General features: G+C 73.0%; 25 protein-coding genes. 16 read left to right on the forward strand and 9 right to left on the reverse strand.

Annotation, left to right across the window (positions count from 1 at the left end; genetic code table 11):
* Positions 1 to 39: 39 nt before the first annotated feature.
* Positions 40 to 531, forward strand: coding sequence for a DinB family protein (locus tag ACFO9I_RS11560; protein WP_379180904.1), 492 nt, complete (start codon positions 40 to 42; stop codon positions 529 to 531).
* Here the strand turns inward: ACFO9I_RS11560 and ACFO9I_RS11565 are convergent.
* Entirely contained in the window at positions 428 to 1,429 is a 1,002-nt protein-coding gene (locus tag ACFO9I_RS11565) for an aminoglycoside phosphotransferase family protein (protein ID WP_379180906.1), read from the reverse strand. The two genes, ACFO9I_RS11560 and ACFO9I_RS11565, sit on opposite strands and share 104 nt — an antisense overlap.
* A gap of 282 nt (positions 1,430 to 1,711) precedes the next feature.
* Between ACFO9I_RS11565 and ACFO9I_RS11570 the strand changes: the two genes are divergently transcribed.
* Positions 1,712 to 2,290 carry a TMEM165/GDT1 family protein gene (locus ACFO9I_RS11570; protein ID WP_379180908.1) on the forward strand — a complete coding sequence of 193 codons (579 nt, stop codon included), beginning with the start codon at positions 1,712 to 1,714 and terminating at the stop codon, positions 2,288 to 2,290.
* On the opposite strand, the gene ACFO9I_RS11575 is transcribed toward ACFO9I_RS11570, so the two are convergent.
* Positions 2,217 to 2,669 carry a class I SAM-dependent DNA methyltransferase gene (locus ACFO9I_RS11575; protein ID WP_379180910.1) on the reverse strand — a complete coding sequence of 151 codons (453 nt, stop codon included), beginning with the start codon at positions 2,667 to 2,669 and terminating at the stop codon, positions 2,217 to 2,219. The two genes, ACFO9I_RS11570 and ACFO9I_RS11575, sit on opposite strands and share 74 nt — an antisense overlap.
* A gap of 353 nt (positions 2,670 to 3,022) precedes the next feature.
* Between ACFO9I_RS11575 and ACFO9I_RS11580 the strand changes: the two genes are divergently transcribed.
* The gene (locus tag ACFO9I_RS11580; RefSeq protein ID WP_379180912.1) at positions 3,023 to 3,781 is read left to right on the forward strand and encodes a glycoside hydrolase family 26 protein; all 759 of its coding nucleotides are present in this window, start codon (positions 3,023 to 3,025) and stop codon (positions 3,779 to 3,781) included.
* Positions 3,782 to 3,790: 9 nt separating this feature from the next.
* Here ACFO9I_RS11580 and ACFO9I_RS11585 read toward each other — a convergent pair whose 3' ends face one another.
* Together ACFO9I_RS11585 and ACFO9I_RS11590 are read right to left on the reverse strand one after the other, a co-directional pair.
* A complete protein-coding gene (locus ACFO9I_RS11585) occupies positions 3,791 to 4,513 on the reverse strand; it encodes a M50 family metallopeptidase (RefSeq protein WP_379180914.1) in 723 nt (240 codons plus the stop codon).
* A gap of 55 nt (positions 4,514 to 4,568) precedes the next feature.
* The gene (locus ACFO9I_RS11590) at positions 4,569 to 4,778 is read right to left on the reverse strand and encodes a hypothetical protein (protein WP_379180916.1); all 210 of its coding nucleotides are present in this window, start codon (positions 4,776 to 4,778) and stop codon (positions 4,569 to 4,571) included.
* Between the two features lie 98 nt (positions 4,779 to 4,876).
* On the opposite strand from ACFO9I_RS11590, the gene ACFO9I_RS11595 reads away from it, so the two are divergent.
* The 7 genes from ACFO9I_RS11595 (at position 4,877) to ACFO9I_RS11625 (ending at position 10,824) form a co-directional block, all read left to right on the forward strand.
* A complete protein-coding gene (locus ACFO9I_RS11595; protein WP_379180918.1) occupies positions 4,877 to 5,260 on the forward strand; it encodes a hypothetical protein in 384 nt (127 codons plus the stop codon).
* Positions 5,257 to 5,739, forward strand: coding sequence for a hypothetical protein (locus tag ACFO9I_RS11600; RefSeq protein ID WP_379180919.1), 483 nt, complete (start codon positions 5,257 to 5,259; stop codon positions 5,737 to 5,739). Before ACFO9I_RS11595 ends, ACFO9I_RS11600 begins: the two co-directional genes overlap by 4 nt.
* Positions 5,740 to 5,821: 82 nt before the next feature.
* Positions 5,822 to 7,330, forward strand: coding sequence for a helix-turn-helix domain-containing protein (locus ACFO9I_RS11605; RefSeq protein ID WP_379180921.1), 1,509 nt, complete (start codon positions 5,822 to 5,824; stop codon positions 7,328 to 7,330).
* A gap of 43 nt (positions 7,331 to 7,373) precedes the next feature.
* Positions 7,374 to 8,210 carry an aldo/keto reductase gene (locus ACFO9I_RS11610; protein ID WP_379180923.1) on the forward strand — a complete coding sequence of 279 codons (837 nt, stop codon included), beginning with the start codon at positions 7,374 to 7,376 and terminating at the stop codon, positions 8,208 to 8,210.
* Positions 8,210 to 9,262, forward strand: coding sequence for an alanine racemase (locus tag ACFO9I_RS11615; RefSeq protein ID WP_379180925.1), 1,053 nt, complete (start codon positions 8,210 to 8,212; stop codon positions 9,260 to 9,262). Before ACFO9I_RS11610 ends, ACFO9I_RS11615 begins: the two co-directional genes overlap by 1 nt.
* 23 nt (positions 9,263 to 9,285) lie before the next feature.
* Positions 9,286 to 9,954: a peptidylprolyl isomerase gene (locus tag ACFO9I_RS11620; RefSeq protein ID WP_379180927.1), complete on the forward strand. Its 669-nt coding sequence runs from the start codon at positions 9,286 to 9,288 to the stop codon at positions 9,952 to 9,954.
* 93 nt (positions 9,955 to 10,047) lie between these two features.
* The gene (locus tag ACFO9I_RS11625) at positions 10,048 to 10,824 is read left to right on the forward strand and encodes a hypothetical protein (protein WP_379180929.1); all 777 of its coding nucleotides are present in this window, start codon (positions 10,048 to 10,050) and stop codon (positions 10,822 to 10,824) included.
* A 41-nt stretch (positions 10,825 to 10,865) separates the two neighbouring features.
* On the opposite strand, the gene ACFO9I_RS11630 is transcribed toward ACFO9I_RS11625, so the two are convergent.
* Positions 10,866 to 11,300, reverse strand: coding sequence for an OsmC family protein (locus ACFO9I_RS11630; RefSeq protein WP_379180931.1), 435 nt, complete (start codon positions 11,298 to 11,300; stop codon positions 10,866 to 10,868).
* 58 nt (positions 11,301 to 11,358) lie between these two features.
* Between ACFO9I_RS11630 and ACFO9I_RS11635 the strand changes: the two genes are divergently transcribed.
* Positions 11,359 to 11,964: a flavin reductase family protein gene (locus ACFO9I_RS11635; RefSeq protein WP_379180933.1), complete on the forward strand. Its 606-nt coding sequence runs from the start codon at positions 11,359 to 11,361 to the stop codon at positions 11,962 to 11,964.
* A gap of 116 nt (positions 11,965 to 12,080) precedes the next feature.
* Positions 12,081 to 12,365, forward strand: coding sequence for a Fe-S cluster assembly protein HesB (locus ACFO9I_RS11640; RefSeq protein WP_379180935.1), 285 nt, complete (start codon positions 12,081 to 12,083; stop codon positions 12,363 to 12,365).
* A 71-nt stretch (positions 12,366 to 12,436) separates the two neighbouring features.
* Here ACFO9I_RS11640 and ACFO9I_RS11645 read toward each other — a convergent pair whose 3' ends face one another.
* The gene (locus tag ACFO9I_RS11645) at positions 12,437 to 12,580 is read right to left on the reverse strand and encodes a hypothetical protein (RefSeq protein WP_379180937.1); all 144 of its coding nucleotides are present in this window, start codon (positions 12,578 to 12,580) and stop codon (positions 12,437 to 12,439) included.
* Positions 12,581 to 12,764: 184 nt separating this feature from the next.
* Between ACFO9I_RS11645 and ACFO9I_RS11650 the strand changes: the two genes are divergently transcribed.
* The gene (locus ACFO9I_RS11650) at positions 12,765 to 13,763 is read left to right on the forward strand and encodes an NADP-dependent oxidoreductase (RefSeq protein WP_379180939.1); all 999 of its coding nucleotides are present in this window, start codon (positions 12,765 to 12,767) and stop codon (positions 13,761 to 13,763) included.
* Here ACFO9I_RS11650 and ACFO9I_RS11655 read toward each other — a convergent pair.
* Both ACFO9I_RS11655 and ACFO9I_RS11660 read right to left on the reverse strand, forming a co-directional pair.
* On the reverse strand, positions 13,760 to 14,164 hold the full coding sequence (locus ACFO9I_RS11655; protein WP_379180941.1) for a hypothetical protein: 405 nt from the start codon (positions 14,162 to 14,164) through the stop codon (positions 13,760 to 13,762). The two genes, ACFO9I_RS11650 and ACFO9I_RS11655, sit on opposite strands and share 4 nt — an antisense overlap.
* 205 nt (positions 14,165 to 14,369) lie before the next feature.
* Positions 14,370 to 16,127, reverse strand: a complete 1,758-nt coding sequence (locus ACFO9I_RS11660) for a hypothetical protein (protein WP_379180943.1) — start codon at positions 16,125 to 16,127, stop codon at positions 14,370 to 14,372.
* 151 nt (positions 16,128 to 16,278) lie between these two features.
* Here ACFO9I_RS11660 and pepN point away from each other — a divergent pair, with 151 nt between their 5' ends.
* Together pepN and ACFO9I_RS11670 are read left to right on the forward strand one after the other, a co-directional pair.
* Positions 16,279 to 18,765: an aminopeptidase N gene (gene pepN, locus ACFO9I_RS11665; protein WP_379180945.1), complete on the forward strand. Its 2,487-nt coding sequence runs from the start codon at positions 16,279 to 16,281 to the stop codon at positions 18,763 to 18,765.
* 50 nt (positions 18,766 to 18,815) lie between these two features.
* Positions 18,816 to 19,601, forward strand: coding sequence for a formate dehydrogenase accessory sulfurtransferase FdhD (locus tag ACFO9I_RS11670; RefSeq protein ID WP_379180947.1), 786 nt, complete (start codon positions 18,816 to 18,818; stop codon positions 19,599 to 19,601).
* 95 nt (positions 19,602 to 19,696) lie between these two features.
* Here ACFO9I_RS11670 and ACFO9I_RS11675 read toward each other — a convergent pair whose 3' ends face one another.
* Entirely contained in the window at positions 19,697 to 20,902 is a 1,206-nt protein-coding gene (locus ACFO9I_RS11675; RefSeq protein WP_379180949.1) for an MFS transporter, read from the reverse strand.
* A gap of 202 nt (positions 20,903 to 21,104) precedes the next feature.
* On the opposite strand from ACFO9I_RS11675, the gene ACFO9I_RS11680 reads away from it, so the two are divergent.
* Positions 21,105 to 21,596, forward strand: a complete 492-nt coding sequence (locus ACFO9I_RS11680) for an FBP domain-containing protein (RefSeq protein WP_379180951.1) — start codon at positions 21,105 to 21,107, stop codon at positions 21,594 to 21,596.
* Positions 21,597 to 21,598: the final 2 nt, after the last annotated feature.

Genomic DNA, 21,598 nt, shown 5'->3' on the forward strand with positions numbered 1-21,598 from the left:
GTCTGACACCGCCGACTCCACTCCCCTAGTCTTCCGCGCATGCGCTCCACGATGGACGTCCTGAACGAGCCGATCCGACAGCAGCTCGACGTCTTCCTCGACGAGCACCGCGCCGACATCCGCGCGTGCCTCGACGGACTGACCGAGGAGCAGGCCCGCCGCTCGCTGGTGGCGTCCCGGACGACGCTGCTCGGCCTGGTCAAGCACGCGACGTTCGTGGAGAAGGTCTGGTTCGACGAGGCGGTCACGTGCCGCTCGCGCGACGAGATCGGCATCCCGGCCACGCCGGACGAGTCGTTCGTCCTCGAGGATGCGGACACGATCGCCTCGGTCCAGCAGGCCCATCGCGAGGCGTGCGAGGCGTCGCGTGTGGCCGCGGCAGCCCTGGACCTCGACGACCTGGTGCACGGCAACCGCCGCGGTCCCATCACGCTGCGCTGGGTCTACCTCCACATGCTGCGCGAGCTCGCCCAGCACTGCGGGCACGCCGACATCCTGCGCGAGCAGCTGCTCGCCGCCGAGGACGAATGAGAGCCCTCAGCCCCGGAACTCCTGCAGCACCGCGGCGATGGTGAGCCGGGCCCGGTCGCAGAAGAGCGGGAAGGTGTCCCGGTAGTAGGACAAGCCCGCCCAACGCGGGCGCGAGCGCCCAGCCGCGGCCGCGCCGCCACTCGTCGTCGCCGCAACCCAGCTCGCGGCGGTACGCCTCGCGCGACCTCCCCTCGAAGAGGATCCAGGCGGGTGTCACGTCAGGCGCCGGGTCGCCCAGCCCGAGGCCTCCGAAGTCGATCACGCCCGACAGCCTCCGGTTGCCGCAGAGCAGGTTGCCAGCGAGCAGGTCGCCGTGCATCCACGTCGGCGGGCCGTCGTACGCCGCCGCGTCGAGAGCGTCCTCCCACACCCGGGTGACGCCCGCCGCGTCCACCCGGTCGCCGAGCGCGACGACGGACTCGCGGACGTACCCGTCGAGCCCCGCGAGCGGCGTCCCGCGCGAGGTCCCGGTCTTGGGCGGCCCGCCACCAGGCGGCACCGCACGGAGGGCTCGCACGAACCCGGCCAGGTCGACCGCCGCCTGCTCCAGCTCCAGGTTCTCCGGGGTGGGGGTCTCGCCCGGCAGCCAGGGAACCACCGACCACGGGTGCGGGAACCCCGCGCCCGGCTCCCCCAGAGCCACCGGCACCGGAACCGGCAACGGGAGGTGCGGGGCGAGGTAGGGCAGCCAGCGCCCGTCGTTCTCGGCCTGGTCGACCGCCCAGTCGACGCGCGGCATGCGGGCCACCAGCTCGTCACCGAGCCGGAACAGCGCGTGGTCGGTGCCGCCTATCGGGAGGGGGCGGACCGGAAGGTCCTTCCAGTGCGGGAACTGCGACGAGACCAGCGTCTCGACCTGCTCGACCGTGGCCACGACCTCGTTCTCGTGCATCGCCATCGCGAGCGACCCTAGGGCCCCGGGCCGGCGTGCGCACCCGGGTTTGCGGCACCGCTCCGTCGGCTCGGCTGCCGGCTCGTTACCCTTGCCCGCGAAAGGGAGTAGTCCCCAACGGTCGCATCGACACACTGATCCCTCGCGGGTCCGGTGCGACAGGCCGCCGGTCAAGGCGGCGGACGAGACTTTCGACCAGAAACGCGACCCACCAACGGAACGCGCCTGGTCGAAGGCGCGTCCGGACACCGGGTCTCCTTCGGCCGGGCCGAGATGGAGACACACCCGATGTACGCCTTCCTCCTCAGCACCGCCGTCATCTTCGTCGCCGAGCTCGGTGACGAGAGCCAGCTGATGGCGATGACCTTCGCCGCGCGCTACCGGGCCCGCTACGTGCTGCTCGGCATCACGGTCGCCACGGCCGTCGTCCACCTGGCGTCGGTCGGCATCGGCGCGTTCGTCGGCGACCGGTTCGCCGACCACCAGGACGCGATCTCGATCGCCGCCGGGGTGGCCTTCCTGGCCTTCGCCGCCTGGACCCTGCGGGGCGACGAGCTCACCGACGACGAGGCCGACAAGGCCCGCCGCAGCAGCGGCGCCGCCCTCGTCGCGGTGGGCGTCGCGTTCTTCCTCGCCGAGCTCGGCGACAAGACCATGCTGGCCACCATCACCCTCGCCACGCAGGAAGGCTGGTTCGGGACCTGGCTGGGCAGCACCCTCGGCATGGTGCTGGCGGACGCGCTGGCCATCGCCGTCGGCGCCCTGCTCGGCAGGCACCTGCCGGAGCGGGTGATCAAGTACGCCGCGGCCGCCGCCTTCGCGGCCTTCGGCCTGCTGCTCGTGGTTGACGGCGCCGGCGCGTTCTGAACCGGCCGTCAGGACCGGGGGCGGCGGGCGAGGACGAAGCCCTGAGCGCCGCCATCGTGCCGACCTCGAACCGGAGCCCCGAATGCTCCCGGCGCGCGATCCCGACCATCGCCGGCGACAGGTCGAGCCCGGAGACGTCGAGCCCGAGGCCACGCAGGTGGGCCGTGATGCGCCCGGGACCGCAGCCCACCTCGAGCACCGGTCCCCCGCCGCCGGCGGACACCAGCTCGGCGAAGTGCGCGAGCGGTGCCCTCCCGAGTGCGAAGAGGTCCAGCTCGTGCCGGACGTGCTCGGTGTACTCGGTCGCGAAGGCGTCGAACGAGGTCCGGGTGTCGACGACGTCCTGCGGCTCGTCGGCGGCCTGTCGGGCAGAGGGCACTGTCGTTCCTCAAGTCAGGGACAGTCCCTGCCGAAGTCCATCACCGAGAGCGGCCTCTCGTGAACCGGCCACGCCGTCCCCGATGTCGTTGCATGCTGGAGCACCGACCCCCGGCCCGCAGGAGGGCACCGTGCGACGACCCTCGTTCCACGCCCGCGCCGTCGTCGCGCTGGTCGGGGGCCTGGCGCTGGCCGCGGTCTGCCTCCCGGGGCCGGCCGACGCCGCCCGCACCGGGCGCCCCCGGTCCGCCCCTCCCCCGGCCCGCATCGTCGGGGTGGCCGTGCCGGGCGCCCCCCACCGACCTCGGCGCCCTCGCGGACCTGACCACGAAGCTGGGCCGCGCTCCCGCGCAGGTGACGTGGTACGCCGCGTGGGCGACGACGCCGGGCTTCGACGCGACCGGCGCCGCACGGATCGCGGCGACGGGCGCGGTGCCCGAGGTCACGTGGGAGCCGTGGGACCCCGCGGCCGGGACCACCCAACCCGCCTACACGCTCGACCGGATCGCCAGTGGCGCCCTCGACGGTTACGTCTCACGCTGGGCTCGCCAGATCCGGAGCTACGGCAAGCCCGTGGTCATCCGTCTCGCCCACGAGATGAACGGCAACTGGTACCCGTGGGCCGAGGGGGTCAACGGCAACGGCCCCGGTGACTTCGTGGCCGCGTGGCGCCACGTCGTGGGCGTGTTCAAGGCCAACCGGGTCGGCAACGTCACCTGGAGCTGGGCCCCGAACGTGCCATACGACGGCTCCACCCCCCTCTCCCGGCTCTACCCCGGGGACGCGTACGTCACCCGGGTCGGCCTGGACGGCTACAACTGGTCGACGCTGCAGCCCTGGTCGACCTGGCAGTCCTTCGCCGACGTGTTCGGCCCGGGCCTGGCCCAGCTCGCAGCCCTCACGTCGAAGCCCGTCTACATCGCCGAGACCGCCTCGCCCGAGGTCGGCGGCGACAAGGCCGCCTGGATCGCCGACATGTGGTCGACCCTGGCCGCCCACCCCGAGATCCGCGGCGTCACCTGGTTCGACTTCGACAAGGAGACGGACTGGCAGATCGACAGCTCGGACGCCTCGCTCGCCGCCTTCGCCCGTGGGATGGGCGGCTTCTCCTGAGCCGAGCGGTCACCCGTTCCGCAGCGGGGCCAGCAGCCAGCCTGCGCCGATGACCAGCGTGGCCCCGGTGACCAGCAGGAACACCCCCACCCAGGCCAGCCCCGGCAGGGGCGTGAGCCGGGCCAGCAGGTCGGCGTCGGAGTCCCGGGCCCGGCCCCGCCGTCGCTGCTGCTGCAGCTCCAGCACCGGCCGGGGCGCCGCGAGCAGGAGGAACCACGTGCCGGTGTAGGCAGCCGCGGTCTGCAGCGGCTCGCTCCCCCACCACGACACGGCCAGGACGGCGAGGCCGGCCACGAGCACGGCGTACAGCCCGTAGAAGTTGCGGATCTGCAGGAGCAGGAGCCCGAGGAGCAGCACCGCCAGCCACAGCACCGCGAGGGCGTGCCGCTCGCGGAGCAGGAGGGCCGCCCCCAGACCGAGAAGTCCGGGGCCGACGTACCCGGCGAAGGCGGTGGCCACCATGCCGGGACCGGTGCGCCTCCCCCGCGACAGGGTGAGCCCCGAGGTGTCGGAGTGCAGCCGGATCCCGGCCAGCCGGCGCCCGCTGAGCAGCGCCGCGACGCCGTGCGAGCCCTCGTGGGCGATGGTCACCACGTGCCGCGCCAGCCGCCATGCCGCCGGCAGCGCCACCAGGCAGAGCGCGACGAGCGCGGTCGCGACCACGACCGGCAGCTCCGGGCTCGGCTGGGTCCCCACGACCGCGTCCCAGACGCGGGTCAGGACGGGCTGCACGCCCGCAAGCCTGCCGCACCGACGGCCCGGCCCGCGGGGCGGGCCCGGTCCCGGCTCAGCTGAGCACGGCCCCCGCGTCGACGGCGCCGCCGTCGGACTCGATCGCCTCGACGAGCCGGGTGACGTCCGCGTCGTCGAGCGTGACGCCCACCTCGCCCAAGCCCTCCCTCAGCTCCTTCTCCACGGTGCCCTCGGGGGCGCTCTCCTGGTAGGACGACACGCGGTCGACGACGGCCTGGACGGCTTCGAGATTCTCGTGGCTCATGCCGCCCACCGTAGGCAGGCCACCCCAGAGCCGTCGGGGGGACCTGCTCACCCGCGGGGAGGACCCGCACCCTTGCCACCCACGGCTAGCCTGCGCGGATGGAGCGGTTCTCGTTCAGGTTCGACCCGGCCTACCGGGCGCCCGCGTTGCTGTTCGGCATCGTGCCCGCGACCGCCTGGGTCGAGGTCGACGACACCGAGCTCCGCGCCCGCTTCGGACCCTGGCGCCCGCGCACGCCGCGCAGCAACGTCGCCGGCGCCACCCTGACCGGCGGCTTCCGCTTCCTCAAGACCGCCGGTCCGGCACACCTCTCCTTCGCCGACCGCGGAGTGTCGTTCGCCACCAACGGCGAGCGCGCCGCCTGCGTGCGCTTCCACCGTCCGGTCCGGGCCATCGACCCGACCGGCCTGATCCGCCACCCCGGCGCCACCTTCACCGTCGCCGACCCGACCGGCCTGATCGCCGCCCTGGAGGACCGATGACCGACAGCCGACCCGACACCGACCGCCCCCTGCCGGAGCACCGCCGCCCCGACGGTGTCTCCGACGCCACCGTGGAGGCGCTCGGCAAGCTCTCCGAAGCGCTGGAGGTGGTCGAGCACGCGCGCGGCCACCTCTACGGCTTCCACCGCCTGTGCGGGACGGCGGACCTGACCCTCGGCGAGGCGGTGGACCAGCTGCGCGAGGCGGGCCACAACGACCTCGCCGACCGGATCGACCGCGACCTCGTCGGGCGCAACATCGTCCACGGGCGCTGGAGCTTCCAGCTCGTCGAGGAGTACGACGACACCTACTACGCGACGTTCCGGTCGCTGGAGAAGGCGGCCCGCGACGAGCTGGTGGGCGGGCGCAGGCACCTGTTCGAGGCCGAGATGAAGGAGGACCGCCGCACCCACGGGGCGCCCCACCACACCGCGACGCCGGACGACTCCGGCACCCAAGGGGCAAAACAGGGTTCCTGACGCCGCTCCCGGCCCTAGGGTGTGACCTCCCGGCTGGTCGGGGAAGGTGCAGGACACGCAGGGACACGGGGGAGGTGCGTGGATGGCCAGGACGCCGGACGTCCTCGACGATCCCACGCCCCTGGACTCCAGGGACGTCGACGTGCGCGTGCGCGTCGCCTGGCTGCTGCGCGTCAGCCGGGCTGCAGGGATCGACGGCACCAGGGTCTCGGTGACCGAGATGGCTCAACGGCTCAAGGCCCACGGCATCCCGGCGTCGGCGCCCTCGGTCTCGGGTTGGGAGACCGGTCGGGTGTCCCCCGGCGTCGGGGTGCTCGAGGCGTACGAAGCGGTCCTCGGTCGGGAGCCGGGCACGCTGCGGGGTGCGGTCGACGTGATCCGCCGCACCTACAGCCGCGACCGCCCGCGCACCGCGCCCACCCACGTCGACCTGGCCGGGCTCGACCGGGTCACCGAGCGCGTGCTCGGAGCGCGCACGACCACCGGCATGGACTGGCTCCACTTCGCCGAGGCCGCGGTGGCCGTGAGCCCGGGCCTGCCCACCAGGATGCTTCGCCCGATGCTCGACCGGCTGGTCAGCGAGCTCGGGAGGTCGGTCTTCACGGCGTACGTCACGAGGTACGAAGCGCTCGCGCTGCTGCGCTGCAGCCAGTACGCCACCATGGTGCTGGACGCGATCCGCCGGTACGTCGACGAGCCGGGCACCCAGGTCGTCGCCGACTGCCTCACGGCGGTGGCCGAGCGCGCCGACGCCGCCTGCCTGACGCTGCTCGCCGGCTACCTCACCAGCGACGACCCGGTCCGCTCGCGCGGGGCGGCGCTCGGGCTCCAGACGTTCGCGACCGTGGGTGGGGTGCCTGCGCGCGCCTGGAGCCGGTTGGTCGAGCCCTTCGTGTCGGCCGTCAACGAGCACCTCGACGACCCGACCCGGCAGCTCCAGCTCTCGGTGCTGTGGGGCAGCCTGCCGGCAGCGCTGCGGGCCGACATCGCCCCGCGGCTGGCTCGTCGCATGGCACCGGTCCCCACCCCACGCCCCTGGGACGTCGACCGGCACGACCAGGAGCTGGCCTTCTGCGCGGCGCTGGCGGACGAGGTCTGCGACGCCGCGGACCTGCGCCCCCAGCCCCTGCTGGCGCGCCTGCTCTTCGAGGGGCTCTTCGACCACCGCAACACCCGCAACTGGACCTCGATGCTGCTGCTGATGGCCTCCCCGGTCCGCGCCGACCTCGCCACCCGGCTCGCCGCGACCACGCACGATCACGAGGACGCCGTGGTCCGGGAGGCGTGCGCGCGGCTGCTGATGGGCCTCGGGCACGCCGAGTCGACCCGCTACGCCACCGGCCTGCTCGACACCGGCGTCCCGGACCTGGTGGCTCCGGCCCTGGTGGCACTCGCGCACGCCGACGCCCCCGTCCCCCACCGGACGCTCGCGGGCCTGCTCACCACCCCGGAGCCGGTCGACCGGCGGGCGCTCTACTACGCCGGGATGACCGGCCACCGCCTGCTGGACGTCATCGCGGGCGACCGTGAGCACCCCCTGAGCCAGGCCGCCCGGTGGTGGCAGGGCAACGGCACCATCGTCACCGCCTGACCGCCCGGTCCCCCACCGGTGGGCCGGCCGCTACGTTGGCCCCATGGGCATCCCGACGTACACCCTGAACGACGGCAGCACGCTCCCCGCGATCGGCTTCGGCACCTACCCGCTCAAGGGCGAGGACGGCACCGCCGCCATCACGACGGCGCTGGAGAACGGCTACCGGCTCCTCGACACCGCGGTCAACTACGAGAACGAGCGCGAGGTCGGCGAGGCCATCCGCCGCTCCGGCCTGCCCCGCGAGGAGATCCTGGTCGCCAGCAAGATCCCGGGGCGCGACCACGCGTACGACGACGCGGTCGCCAGCGTGCGCGGGTCCCTGGAGCGGCTGGGGCTCGACCACCTCGACCTCGGCCTCATCCACTGGCCGAACCCGAGCGTGGGTCGCTACCCGGAGGCCTGGCGGGCGCTGGTCGACCTGCGCAAGGAGGGGCTGGTCCGCTCGATCGGGGTCTCGAACTTCACCGAGGCGCACCTCGCCCGCATCATCGAGGACACCGGGGTCACCCCCTCGGTCAACCAGGTGGAGCTGCACCCCTACTTCCCGCAGGAGCAGATGCGCGCGGTCCACGAGCGGCTCGGCATCCGCACGGAGTCGTGGAGCCCGCTCGGCAAGCGCCAGGCCCCGTTCACCGAGCCCCCGGTGGCGGCGGCCGCGGAGCGGCACGGTGTCTCGCCGGGGCAGGTGATCCTGCGCTGGCAGGTCCAGCTCGGCTCGATCCCCATCCCGAAGTCGGCGACCTCCGCGCGGCAGCGGGAGAACCTCGACGTGTTCGGCTTCGAGCTCGACGACGCGGAGGTCGCGGCGATCACGGCACTCGGACGGGCCGACGGGCGCCTCTTCGGGGGTGACCCCGACACCCACGAGGAGCAGTGATGCCCGCGACGCCGTACCTCCGCGTCGACCTGGCCCGGCTGCGCCGCAACGTCGCCGCGGCCGCGGACCTCGCGCAGGGCGCCGGAGTCGCGCTCCGCCCCCACGTCAAGACCCACAAGTGCGTCGAGATCGCCCGCCTGCAGCTGACCGCGGGAGCGGTCGGGATCTCGGTGGCGACCGTCGGCGAGGCCGAGACGTTCGTCCGGCACGGGGTGGACGACGTGTTCGTGGCCTACCCGCTGTGGCTCGACGCGGGCTCCGCCGGCCGGCTCGCGGACCTCACCGGTGACGCCCGGGTCGCCATCGGCGTGGACTCGGTCGAGGGCGCGGCCAATGCCGGTCGGCTCCTCGGTGCCTCCGTGGTCGAGGCCCTGGTGGAGGTCGACTGCGGTCACCACCGCAGCGGAGTCCTCCCCCGGGACGCCGGGCGGGTGGCTGCGGCGGCCGCTCGTACCGGGCTGCAGGTGCGTGGCGTCTTCACCTTCCCCGGCCACAGCTACGCGCCCGGGGCCCTGGCCCGCGCCGCGGCGGACGAGGCCACCGCCCTGCGCGAGGCCGCCGATGCGCTGCGTGCCGCGGGGATCGAGCCGCAGGTCGTCAGCGGCGGCTCCACGCCGAGCCTGGCGTACTCCGACACGGAGACGCTCACCGAGCTGCGGCCGGGGGTCTACGTCTTCGGCGACGCCCAGCAGTGGGAGCTCGGCGCCATGCCGCCGGAGGCCATCGCGCTGACCTGCCGCGCGACGGTGGTGAGCCACGCCGGCGGCCGGCTCGTGCTCGACGCGGGCAGCAAGGTGCTCGGCGCCGACCGGCCGGCGTACGCCTCGGGGTTCGGCCGGCTGCCCGACCACCCCGACGCCCGGGTCGTGCTGCTGTCGGAGCACCACGCGGTCGTGGACCTCGCCGGAGCGTCCCTCCCCCCGCTCGGCAGCGAGGTCGACGTGGTGCCCAACCACGTGTGCAACGCGGTCAACCTGGTGGGCACGGTGTACGCCGAGGAGTCCGGTGAGCTGCGCCCCTGGCCGGTCGCCGCCCGGGGCCTGAACTCCTGACCCGTCCCCCTACCATCGACCCCATGCTCATGCGACCCCTCACCGCCCTGGCCGCCCTCACGGCCGTGCTGGCCCTCGCCGGCTGCTCGGACGACTCCTCGCAGGACGAGAGCAGCGCTCCGACGCGGGAGGCCACCGGGAAGGCGTGCACCTACAAGTCCGACGGCCAGCAGCCCGCCAAGGACGTCGACCTGCCTCCCGACCACGCGGCGGTCAGCGGTGACGAGGGCGTGACGATCAAGACCAGTGCGGGCGACATCGAGGCGACCCTCGACGCGGACACGACGCCGTGCACGGTCAACTCGTTCGTGTCGCTGGCCGACCAGGGGTACTTCGACAACACCAGCTGCCACCGGCTCACCACCCAGGGCATCTACGTCCTGCAGTGCGGTGACCCGACCGCGACGGGTGCGGGCACGCCCGGCTACTCGTTCCCGGACGAGCTCTCCGGCAAGGAGACCTACGGGCCAGGCACCCTGGCCATGGCCAACGCGGGCGCCGACACCAACGGCTCGCAGTTCTTCATCGTGTACGGCGACAGCCCGCTGGACCCTGACTACACCGTGTTCGGCACGATCGACGACGCCTCGCTGCAGGTCGTGAAGGACATCGCCGACAAGGGCACCGTCGACGGCGGACCCGACGGCGCTCCCAAGGAGAAGGTGACGATCGACTCGGTCACCGCCGAGTGACCGGCGCCTGACCGCCCGGCGCTGCAACCAAACCGCGTCCGGCCGCGTCCTCTGGGGCAACGGCACCCGGCCGTCCCATCCAGAGGAGTCGCCATGCGCAAGCACGGGCACATCGCAGTCACCGCCGTCCTGGCCTCGCTCCTGCTCGTCGCGGGTTGCGGCGACTCGTCGTCCGGGCGCCCCGCCGGCGACGCCGGCACGACGGCCAGCAACACGGCCAGCAACGCGGCCGTCACCACGTCCGGCAGCCCGACCCCGGACCCGTCCGGCACCCGACGCCTCGAGCTGTCGGGGTCGGCGGCCGGGTCGTTCGACTTCGGGAGCGACGTCGACGACGTGGTCGCCGGCGTGAGCGAGCGGTTCGGGAGTCCGGACGTCATCGTGGGCCCGCAGCGCTACCACCGTCAGGCCGGGCAGGACACGTGGTTCGAGGACGCCGGCGACCCGCTCTCGCCGGCCTGGGACCACCCCGTGCTGTCCGTCAGCTGCTGGCAGGCACTCTGCCTGGTCTTCGGGGGCGACACCGAGGAGGACCTCGCGCTCCGCGGCTGGGAGCTGGCCACGGTCAACCGCTGGGGCGACGGCACCAGGACCGACCCCGCGACACCCGACGCGACCCTCGCGGGCACCGGGATCCGGCTCGGGGACCCGTGGCGGAAGCTGCACGCGGCCTACCCGTCCACGACCGTCGGCGGCGGCGAGGGGAACACCCTCGCGGTCCACGACACCCCGTGGGACGGGATCTTCGACGGCGTCGCGACCTGGCGACTGTCGGGCCAGTGGGACTACGAGCACCCGGACGCGGCGCCCCCCGGCGCGACCCTCACCCGCATCTCCGCCGGGCAGGGGCCCGAGCCCGGCTGCTGCTGAGCCGTTGCGGGTCGGTGCGGGACCGCGCCCCGACGCGCGGGCTACCCCTCGACGTACTCGACCGGCTCCCCGAGGGCCACGGTGCGGCCGACGGTGCACAGCCGGTCACGGATCTGCAGGAGGGTGCGGGGCACCACCTCGCGGGCCCGGTCGCCGGCCTCCCCCTCCGGGAAGGTCACGTCGAAGCTGACGGTCAGGTCGACCAGGTGGGTGCCGTTCTCGTCGCGCACCTTGTGGCCGACGGCCGTCGCGTCGAACGTCTCCGCGGCAGCCCGCTTGCCGGTGACCAGGTCGAGGTCGATGGCCCCGCAGCCGGCCAGCGCCGCCAGCAGCAGCTCGACGGGGGTGAAGTCGGGATCGTCACCGGACCCGATCGGGAGCACTCCCCCGCGTCTGTTGGTCGCCTTGTAGCGACCCTCGCCGATCTTGGTCAGGTCGATCCGGCGCAACGTGGGATCGGGGGTCTGGTCGGTCATGTCTCCAGCCTGCCAGACCCGGGCGAGCCGGTTCGCGGGCACGTCGTACCGTCGGCGCATGCGCACCGTGTTCCGTTGTGATGACCCCGAGGTCAATCCCTACAAGCTGCTCACCGCCCTGGTCGTCCCCCGCCCGATCGCCTGGATCTCGACGGTGGACGCCGACGGCGTCGGCAACCTGGCCCCGCACTCGTTCTTCAACGTGGCGTGCGCCCGGCCGCCGATCGTCTCCTTCACCTCCGTGGGCGACAAGGACACGCTGGCCAACGTGGTCGCCACCGGCGAGTTCGTGGTCAACCTGGCCACCGAGCCGCTGATGGCACTGGTCAACGACAGCAGCGCCCGGTTCGACCCCGGCGTCGACGAGGCGGCCGCCCTGGGGATCGCCCGGGAGGCGAGCGAGCTCGTGGCGCCGCCGCGGGTCGCCGACTCCCCCGCCTCGCTGGAGTGCACGCTCCACTCGACCCTCGAGCTCGGCGACTCGACCCTGGTGCTGGGTGACGTCGTGGCCATCACGGTGCTCGAGGAGGCCCTCGTCGACGGGCACCCGGCCATGGAGCACCTGCGGCCCGTCTCCCGGCTAGGCCGGGACGAGTGGGGGCTGCCACCCCGCGTCGTGTCGGTCACCCGGCCCGACCGGCCCGACGACATCGCGCGCCGTTGAGCGGCAGGATCGTCTGACAGTCCGACGAACACGCCCGGGCCGCGCCCCGGGCTTGCGTCGCGCACCGGCACGGGGTCAGGGTGGACGGGACCTGCACGCCAATCGGAAGGCGAGTCATGCTCACCCTCACCGAGAACGCCAGCACCATCGTCAAGGACATCACCAGCCAGCCCGGCCTCGCCGAGACAGCGGGGCTGCGCATCACCTCCGAGGACGCGCCCGAGCCGACATTCGCGGTCAGCGCGGCCGAGGCCCCGGAGCCCGGCGACCAGACCGTCGAGCAGGACGGTGCCACCGTCTACCTCGACCAGTCCGCCGCGGCGCTGCTCGACGACAAGATCCTCGACGCAGCGGTCGACCCGGCCGGCAAGGTGGAGTTCGCCCTGGGCATCCAGGCCTGATCTCCCCCACGCGACGCGAGACCCCCGGAGCCTGTGGGCTCCGGGGGTCTCGTGTCGTTCGGGTCGAGCGGTCAGTGACCGCGTCGACGACCGGTACGACGCATCCCCCGCTCGCTCTTGCGGGCGAGCTCCATGTCGCGCAGGAGTGCGGCATCCCGGTCCGTGTGGGCCCGTCCCGTGACGATCCCGTAGGCCAGCTGCAGCGGCGTGCTCATGGTGCGCTCATCCCCTTCACGGCCCGTCCGGGGCCAACGTTTGTGTAATAAGTAAGTGCGCCTGTTCGGCTCTTACATCCTACTGCGACGGCGGTGTCGCTCGAACTTCCCGACGGGGTGATCTCGCCCACCACTGCGAGCACCCCGACCCGGCCCCGCAGCGGGCGCTGGCACCATCGAGGACATGGCTACGAAGACCCGTGAGATCCAGCTCGCCTCCCGCCCGTCCGGCTGGCCCACCGACGAGAACTTCCGGCTTGTCGACGTGGAGCTGCCGGCCCCGGGGCCCGGCGAGGTCCTCGTCCGCAACACCTTCATGTCGGTCGATCCCTACATGCGGGGCCGGATGAACGACGTGAAGTCCTACGTGCCGCCCTTCCAGATCGGCGCGGCCCTCGACGGTGGCGCCGTCGGCGAGGTCGTCGCGTCCGGCGAGGAGAGCGTGCCGGTGGGCGCGACGGTCCTGCACCAGGCCGGTTGGCGCGAGCACGCGCTGCTGCCGGCCCGCGCCGTGCGCGTGGTGGACGTCGACCGGGTCCCCGCGTCGGCCTACCTCGGCGTGCTCGGCATGCCCGGCCTGACGGCGTACGTCGGGCTCACCCGGATCGCCCAGCTCCGCGAGGGTGACTCCGTGCTCGTCTCCGGCGCGGCCGGCGCGGTCGGCTCCCTCGCGGGCCAGCTGGCGCGCCTGCTGGGCGCCTCGAAGGTCGTCGGCTCGGCCGGCTCGCAGGACAAGGTCGACTGGCTCACCGGCGAGCTCGGCTTCGACGCGGCCGTCAACTACAAGGACGCGCCCATCGCCCGGCAGCTGCGCGAGCACGGCCCGTTCGACGTCTACTTCGACAACGTCGGCGGCGACCACCTCGAGGCCGCCATCTCGCAGCTGAACGACTTCGGCCGGGTCGCGGCCTGCGGCGCGATCGCGCAGTACAACGACACCGAGCCCGCGCCGGGTCCGCGGAACATGATGATGTTCGTCAGCAAGCGGCTCACGATGCGCGGCTTCATCGTCTCCGACCACGCCGAGGCGGCCGGGGAGTTCTACGAGCGGGCCGGTGCCTGGGTCGCCGAGGGCCGCCTGACCGCCCGCGAGACCGTCGTCGACGGCCTCGACCACGCCGTGGACGCCTTCCTCGACCTGCTGCGGGGCGGCAACACCGGGAAGATGCTGGTCCGCCTCTAGCTCTGGCGTCGGGCTCGGCGGTTCCACGCACGTGCCGCCGCCGGGGCGAGGGCGATCCCCACGACGTCCAAGGTCCACCAGCGACCGCTCATGACGTCGTAGGCCTCGACGAGCTCGGACCAGCTGTCGTGGTTGACCCAGTGTCCGAAGGTGAACTCGAAACAGACGGTGGCGCCCGCCCAGGCGGCGCCGACGGTCACGGCGTCGCGCGTGCTCTCCAACGGATGCCGGCGCTCCACCCGGACGGTCCAGGGAAGGATCAGCACGAGCAGCACGACGCACGCGATCTGGTCGGCCGTCAGGTCTCCCACGAGCGTCCCGTAGCCCGCGCGAAGCGTCGCGTTGAGGAAGGCCGCGGCGAGGGCACCGCCCCAACCCGCCGCCCAGGCACGCCACGCCACCGCAGTGCCCCTGGTGCCATGGCGTCCCTCGCGGGGCGCCAGGCGTGGCGCGCTCCTCATGGGCATCCCCCGTGTCCGGCTGGTTGCAGCCTGCTGCGCCCACACCCTTCGGCGCGAGGGCCCAACGTCCCGGATCCGGCAACGGCAACGGGCCGGGAGCGTGCGCTCCCGGCCCGTTGCCATCTGCTGCGGATGCGTCAGGACGTCACCTGACGATCACCTTGACGTGGGACTCGCCGGTGACCACCTTGTCCAGCGGGTCGGTCGTCGCGGAGCGGCTGGTGCCACGCTTCTCGGAGAAGATGAAGAGCTCGACCTGGACCTGGTCGTTGCGGACCAGCGTGTCGGCGTACTTCTCGGCCTCGGCGACCGAGCGCGGGTAGGCGTGCCGCGACCACACGTCGTTGCCACCGATCACCTGGAGGCGTCCCTGCGAGCCGGCGGCCTTGGCGGGCAGCTTGACCTGCACGGGCACGGTCCGGGTGTCGGAGTCGCTCTTCAGCACGGCCCGCAGCCTCGGCGTGGAGCCGGCCTCGGCGACGACGGGCGAACCCTTGCCGACCTTGACCCAGCTGCCGCCGACCTTCTGCTCGAGCCGGGCGACCTGCCACGTGGAGTTGTCGTCGACGACCTCGGAGTCCATGGTCACGTCGTCGATGGTCACCCCCGGGAGCGTGCTGAGGGAGTAGACGAAGTCGGCCAGCTCGAACGCCGAGTCGAAGGTGATGTCGTAGTTCGACACGAACCGGTCGGTGACCGACAGGTCGAACGCCGAGCCGTCCCGGTCGTGCCCGGTGATCTGCCACGAGAGCAGCTCGGACCCCGGGATGATGCCGTCCACGACCCGGTCGTGGTTGGCGACGAGCTGGTAGAACACCGTGCTGGCCATCGCCTGCGGCACGGTCACGTGGCTGGCACCGTCGCGCGACCGGGCGTGGTACGACACCGAGGACGACACGTCGGAGGTCGCCGGCAGCGACCCGAGCGCACCCGTGATGCCGGTGAGGTGGTCGTCGGAGATCGTGCCCGCGGGCGCCCCGAGGTTGGCGACCTTGAACGGCGCGCCCAGGGAGTCCTCCTGCACGTAGATCGCGTCGGCGGGGTGCAACGACATGCTGGTCGTGCCGAGGAACGCCATGGGGTGACCGAAGCCGACGACCCGGCCGTCGCAGACCGAGGTGGCGGTGCCGACCCCGGCCTGGGTGACGTCGCCGTAGGACAGCGAGGCGGCGAGGTTGCCGCCGGCCACCACGGTGTCCGGTCCGGCCGCGGTCGGGGCGCCGACCGCCGCGGCCCGGCCCATCCGGTAGGTGCTCCGCGGGAGCCACTCGTGCTTCGTGACGCGCTTCTCCGCCTTGGCGAGGTGGCGGTCGCTGACGCCGGAGACGCCCATGGGCATCGGGAGCTGGCTGAAGCCGTCCGCGGCCTGCGCCCGGGTCACGTCGGTGCTGCGCGCGATCATCCGCGCGGTGGCGGAGTCGACCGCGACGCGCTTGGCGGCCGGCGCCGCTGCCAGGTAGTCGTCCATGTCCTCGAACGGCGTCACGCCGGCGACCGGCGAGGGGCCCCAGGACAGCCCGTAGGCCACCGCACCGAGGAGGTCGCCGTCGGCGTCGTAGACCGGCGAGCCGGACATGCCCTGCCAGATGCCACCCACCCGGTTGATCTCGTCCGACGAGAGCCGGACCATCAGCATGTCGACGTCCGGCGCGATGCCGTCGTCCAGCACACCCAGGACCGTGCCGGAGAAGGGCTCCGGCGTCGTGCCCGAGCTGACGGTCAGACCGTGGACCAGGTCGCCCTGGGCGACCCCCGAGACCGGCGCGGGCGTCGCGCAGTCGCCGGCGGGCGCGGCGGAGCCGGCCGGGCCGGTGCCGATCGCCGTGCCGGCCAACGCCAGGCCCAGCGTGGCGGTGAGTGATGCCAGGGCACGGCCCCGGCGGTTGACAACGACTGGCTTCATCTAGCCACTCCCTCGATATCCCGAAACTGGGCGTGACTGACGCCCCCAGTGACCACTATGACGCGCAGGGCGCCGGCAAGGTTGCCTTTTCCTCAGGACGGTCCCCGCCGGTCTCGACGGCCGTTCGCCACCCGGGCATAGGGTGTGCCGCGTGACTGCCAGCCAGAGCCCGTTCCAGAGCCTCCAGCACACCGAGGCCCGTGCCCGCTTCGACCTGCTCGCCGTCGACTCGTACGACGTCCGCCTGGACCTCGCGTCCGAGGAGGAGACGTTCGGCTCGGTCACGACGATCCGCTTCACCTCGCAGGGCGGCCGGACCTTCGTCGACCTCAAGCCGCTGCGCGTCAACGAGATCCGGTTCAACGGGACGGCGCTCGACGTCGATCTCCTCACGCGGGGTCGGCTCCCCCTCGAGACCGTCGCGGGCGAGAACGAGCTCGTGGTCGACGCGGTGATGCGCTTCCGCAACGACGGCGAGGGCCTGCACCGCAGCGTCGACCCCGCGGACGGCAGGCACTACGTCTACGGCATGTCGTTCATGGACGCGGCGCCCAGCGTGTTCGCCTGCTTCGACCAGCCCGACCTGAAGGCTCCCTACACCTTCCACGTCACCGCGCCGACCGACTGGGTCGTCATCGGCAACGCCCCCGGCAACCAGGTCGAGCCCGGGACGTGGGAGCTCGAGCAGACCCAGCCGCTGTCGACGTACTTCGTCACCCTGGTCGCCGGCCCCTACCACCTGATCCGCGACGAGCACGACGGCATCCCGCTCGGCCTCTCCGTCAGGGCGAGCATCGCCAAGGACCTCGAGGCCGACGCCGACGAGCTGTTCACGATGACCAAGCAGTGCTTCGACGAGTTCCACCGGCTCTTCGGCATCCGCTACCCGTTCGGCGACTACCACCAGGCGTTCGTGCCGGAGTTCAACGCCGGCGCCATGGAGAACCCCGGCTGCGTGACCTTCCGGGACCCGTTGATCTTCTCCTCCCGGGTGACCCGCGGTGTCCGCATCCAGCGCGCCACGACCGTCGCGCACGAGATGGCCCACCAGTGGTTCGGCAACATCGTCACCCCGAAGTGGTGGGACGACCTCTGGCTCAACGAGTCCTTCGCGGAGTACATGGGCAACCGGGTCACCGCCGACGTCACGGAGTACGACGACGCCTGGACCCACAACGCCTACGCCCGTCGCCAGTGGGGCCTGGTCGCCGACCAGCGGCCGAGCACCCACCCCGTCGCCGGCAACGGCGCCGCCGACGCGAGTGCCGCGCTGCAGGACTTCGACGGCATCTCCTACGCCAAGGGCTCGAGCATCCTCAAGCAGCTCAACGCCACGCTCGGCGACGAGGTGTTCTTCGCCGGCGCGATCGACCACTTCACCCGACACCGTTTCGGCAACGCCACCATGCACGACCTGTTCGCCAGCTGGGAGGCCGCCGGCGCCGGTGACCTGGGCGCGTTCACGAGCGGCTGGCTGCGCACCGCAGGGCCGGACACGATCGTCCTCGACCGCGAGGCCGGCGTCGTCCGCCGCACTCCCCCGGCCGGCCACCCGGCCGACCGCCCGCACACGTTCCGCGTCGCCACCGCCCAGCCCGGCGACGCCCGGCGCGACAGCACGTGGGACATCGCCTCGCTCAGCGTGACCGGCGACGAGACGGCGTACGACGTGCCGGCCGGTGCCGCGGTCGTGCTCGACCCCTACGAGGACACCTGGGCGCTGGTCCAGCCGGACGCCACGACCGTGGCCGCCCTCAAGACGCTGCTCCCGGCCACCGACGACACCCGGCTGCGCGCTGGGATCTGGAACAACGTGCGCAGCGCCTTCCACAACGCCGCGATCGACCCGGCCGACGTGCTGGACCTCCTCGAGCTGGGCCTGCCCGTGGAGGACAGCGACGACGCCGTCTTCTACACGATGCCGTGGGCCCTCACCAAGGTGGTCTCCCTGGCCGCCGACCCGCAGGACGCGCTGCGCCGCATCAACGCGGCGGCGCTGGCCAAGGTCGCGACCTCCCCCGCGGGATCCACGCTGCAGCTCTCCGCCTTCCAGGCTGCCGTCAGCAGCGCCACGGACTCCGGGCAGCTGCGGGCCTGGCTCGCCGGCCGCACCCTTCCCGACGGGATCGAGCTCGACCTCGACCTGCGGTGGCGGGTCCTGGTCCAGCTCGCCGTGCTCGGCGAGACCGACCGGGCCGAGCTGGACGCCGCGCTCGAGGCCGAGCCGACCGCGCGCTCGCGGGTCGAGCACACCCGGGCGACGGCCTCGCTGCCGGACGCCGACGCCAAGGCCTGGGCCTGGGCGCGCTTCACCGGCGAGGTCGACGTCCCGAACTACGAGCTCGAGGCCGCGGGCACCGGCATGTGGCGCACCGGCCAGGAGCACCTCACCGAGCAGTACGTCGACCGCTACTTCACCGACCTGCCCCGCACCGTCGACGTGCGCAGCGGGTGGGTGCTCGCCGAGGCCGCCCAGTTCTTCTTCCCGACGACCTCGCTGACCGAGGAGACCGTGGAGAAGGCCCGGGCCCTGATCGCCCTGGAGGGACTCGACCCGTCGATCCAGCGCCGGGCGGTGGACCTCACCGACGAGCTCGAGCGCCGGCTGGCCATCCGTCGGGCCTACCCGGGGCGATGAGTGCCGTGAGCGAGCGTCCGCGCCGGCCGGGGCCGACGGTCCGGACGCGCGTGCGTGAGCTCACCGAGGACGGCGAGCGTCGCCACGAGGACCGGCTCGCCACCGAGGAGCCGCTCGAGATCCGGCTGGCCTGGCCGGGCGCGGCGGCGCGCCGGGTGTGGGTCACGATGCGCACGCCCGGCCACGACTTCGAGCTCGCCGCGGGCTGGCTGCTGCACGAGGGGCTGGTCCGGCCCGGCGACCTGCGCGAGGTGGCGTACTGCACCGACGAGGACCTCGCCCCGGAGCAGGAGTTCAACGTGGTCACGGTGACCCTGCAGGCGACCCCAGCGGCCGACCCCGGCCACCGGCACAGCACGCTGTCGACCGGCTCGTCGGCCTGCGGGGTGTGCGGGAAGGACAGCATCTCCTCGGCGCTCGACGTCCCCCGCGCCGAGCCGTGGTCCGGCGAGCTGCCCGAGCCGGACGTCGTACGCCGCCTCCCGGAGCTGCTGCGTGAGCGCCAGACCGTCTTCGCCCGCACCGGCGGCGTCCACGCCGCCGGACTCTTCACGGCGTCGGGGTCGCCCCTGGTGGTGCGCGAGGACGTGGGGCGCCACAACGCCGTCGACAAGGTCACCGGGGCGCGGCTGCTGACCGGGGCGGCGCCGGCGGAGTCCTGCCTGGTCGTCAGCGGCCGGGCCGGGTTCGAGCTCGTCCAGAAGGCGGTGGCCGCAGGCGTGGGCGCGCTGGTGGCGGTCGGCGCTCCCACGAGCCTGGCCGCGCAGCTGGCCGGCGAGGCGGGGCTCGTCCTCTACGGCTTCACCTCGCCCCGCCGCTGCGTCCGCTACACCTGACCGCACAGGGCTGACTGTGTGTCCCTGTTGCTCGCGACGACCGCGCGTCGACGGGCCGGTGCACGGACAGGGCGGGTCGTCGCGCGGTCTGCGGGTCAGGCGATGCGCACGGCCCGAACACGGGAACGACCGACGATGACCGCCGACACCACGGACAAGGCGGCGACGCCGAGCAGGGCCAGTCGCTCGTCGAACACCGTCAGAGCCGCCCCGCCGAGGACCGCGCCGAGTGCACCGGCCGAGCGGTTCACCGAGCGTCTCGTGGCATTCGCCCGCCCGAGCAACCTGTCGGGGGTCACGGTCTGCCAGTATCCGGTGTCGTTGGCGTTCTCGACGCCCATGGCAAGGCGCTGGAGCACCAGCGCCCCGCCGAGCAGCACCACGCCAGCGGGAACAGCCGGCGCCGTGGCGACGAGGATCCAGCCAAGCGGGTGGACCGATCGCGTCGCGAAGATCGCAGATCCCGTGCCGAGCCGGCGTCCCACGACCGGCGCGATCGTGGCGCCGACGAGACTGGCGAGGCCACTCGCGGCGACCAGCATCCCGAAGGCCAGCGCCGACAGGCCCATCACGCGCAGCACGACGACCGTCAGTGCCGTGAACCCTGCCGCGTTGGCGACGAACCAGACATGGGTCGACACCGCCAGTGGAGCCAGAGTGGGGTGACGGTAGGTCCAGCTCAACCCCTCGCGGATCTCCCGAACCAGGTGCCGCTGCACGGGGTGTCGGGCAGTTGACTCATCAACCCGGAGTCCGGCATTGAGCACGGCGTCGAGGAGATAGCTGACCGCATCGACCGCAATGGCGACAGGCGCACCGAGCAGACCGACCAGGCCGCCACCGAGCGCCGGACCGAGCGTCTGCGCGGCAGCGTCGCTCTGGTCGAGCCTGGCGTTCGCCGGGACCAGCCGGTCGCGCGGAACCAAGCGCGGGAGCAGTGACTGCGTGGCGGCGAACGCGAACACCGAGAACGCGCCGAACGCCAACAGCAGCACCACCAGCGTCCACACCTCCAACGCGTCGAAGGTCCACAGCACCGGCAGCGCTCCGAGCGTCGCGGCTCGCCCCAGGCTGCTCCACACCAGGATGCGCTGGCGCCGCCACCGATCGACGTACACCCCGGCGACCAGTCCGAGAACCGCGTAGGGGAAGTACTGCGCGGCGTTGACGATCCCGACCGACATCGACGAGGCGTCCAGTTCCTGGATGACCAGCACCGGCATCGCCACCGTCGTGACCGCAGTGCCGAACGAGCTGATCGTCGCCGCCGCCCAGTAGCGGCCGAACGGGGCGTCCGCCACTGCATCTCCTGTCGCCGGCGATCGGCTGCCATCCCATCACAGTCGAGGGACGGAGCGGCTCCGCATCCCTACGGCCCGGACGAGGGCGGGCCGGCAGGCACGGCGGAGGCGGTCGCCTGCCGCGGCATCCACCGACGACCCGGGCGTTGACTAAAGCCCTTAGGTTTTTGGCTAATCCCCATCGGCTCCTTACGATGATCTGGTGGACAGCATCTCGGAGCGCGACATCCGCGCGTCGTTCGTCAACTGCACCCGGGGCGAGGTGTCCCGGATGCGACTGCCCCCGGACCTCGAGACCAGGCCGTGGGAGCAGCTCGACTTCCTCGGTTGGGTGGACCCGCGGTCCCCGCTCCAGGCCTACGTGGTCGTGCCGGTGCCCGACGGGCGCCCGGTCGGGGTGGCGCTGCGGCGCAACGCCAGCGGTGAAGGCCCCACCCGGTCGCGGATGTGCTCGCTGTGCGTGACGACCCACCCGGGCACCGGCGTGACCCTGATGGTGGCGGCCCGTGCCGGCCGGGCCGGTCGGGACGGCAACTCCGTCGGCGTCGACGTCTGCGCCGACCTCGAGTGCTCGCGGTACGTCCGGGGGCTCCTCCCCGCTCCCTCGCTCACCCGCGTGCACGAGACGCTCTCGGTCGAGCAGCGCACCGAGCGGCTTCGGCGCAACCTGCTCACGTTCGTGGGACGGCTGTGAGC

The organism is Nocardioides sp. GCM10023255 (assembly GCF_042653125.1).
Taxonomy (GTDB): Bacteria; Actinomycetota; Actinomycetes; order Propionibacteriales; family Nocardioidaceae; genus Nocardioides.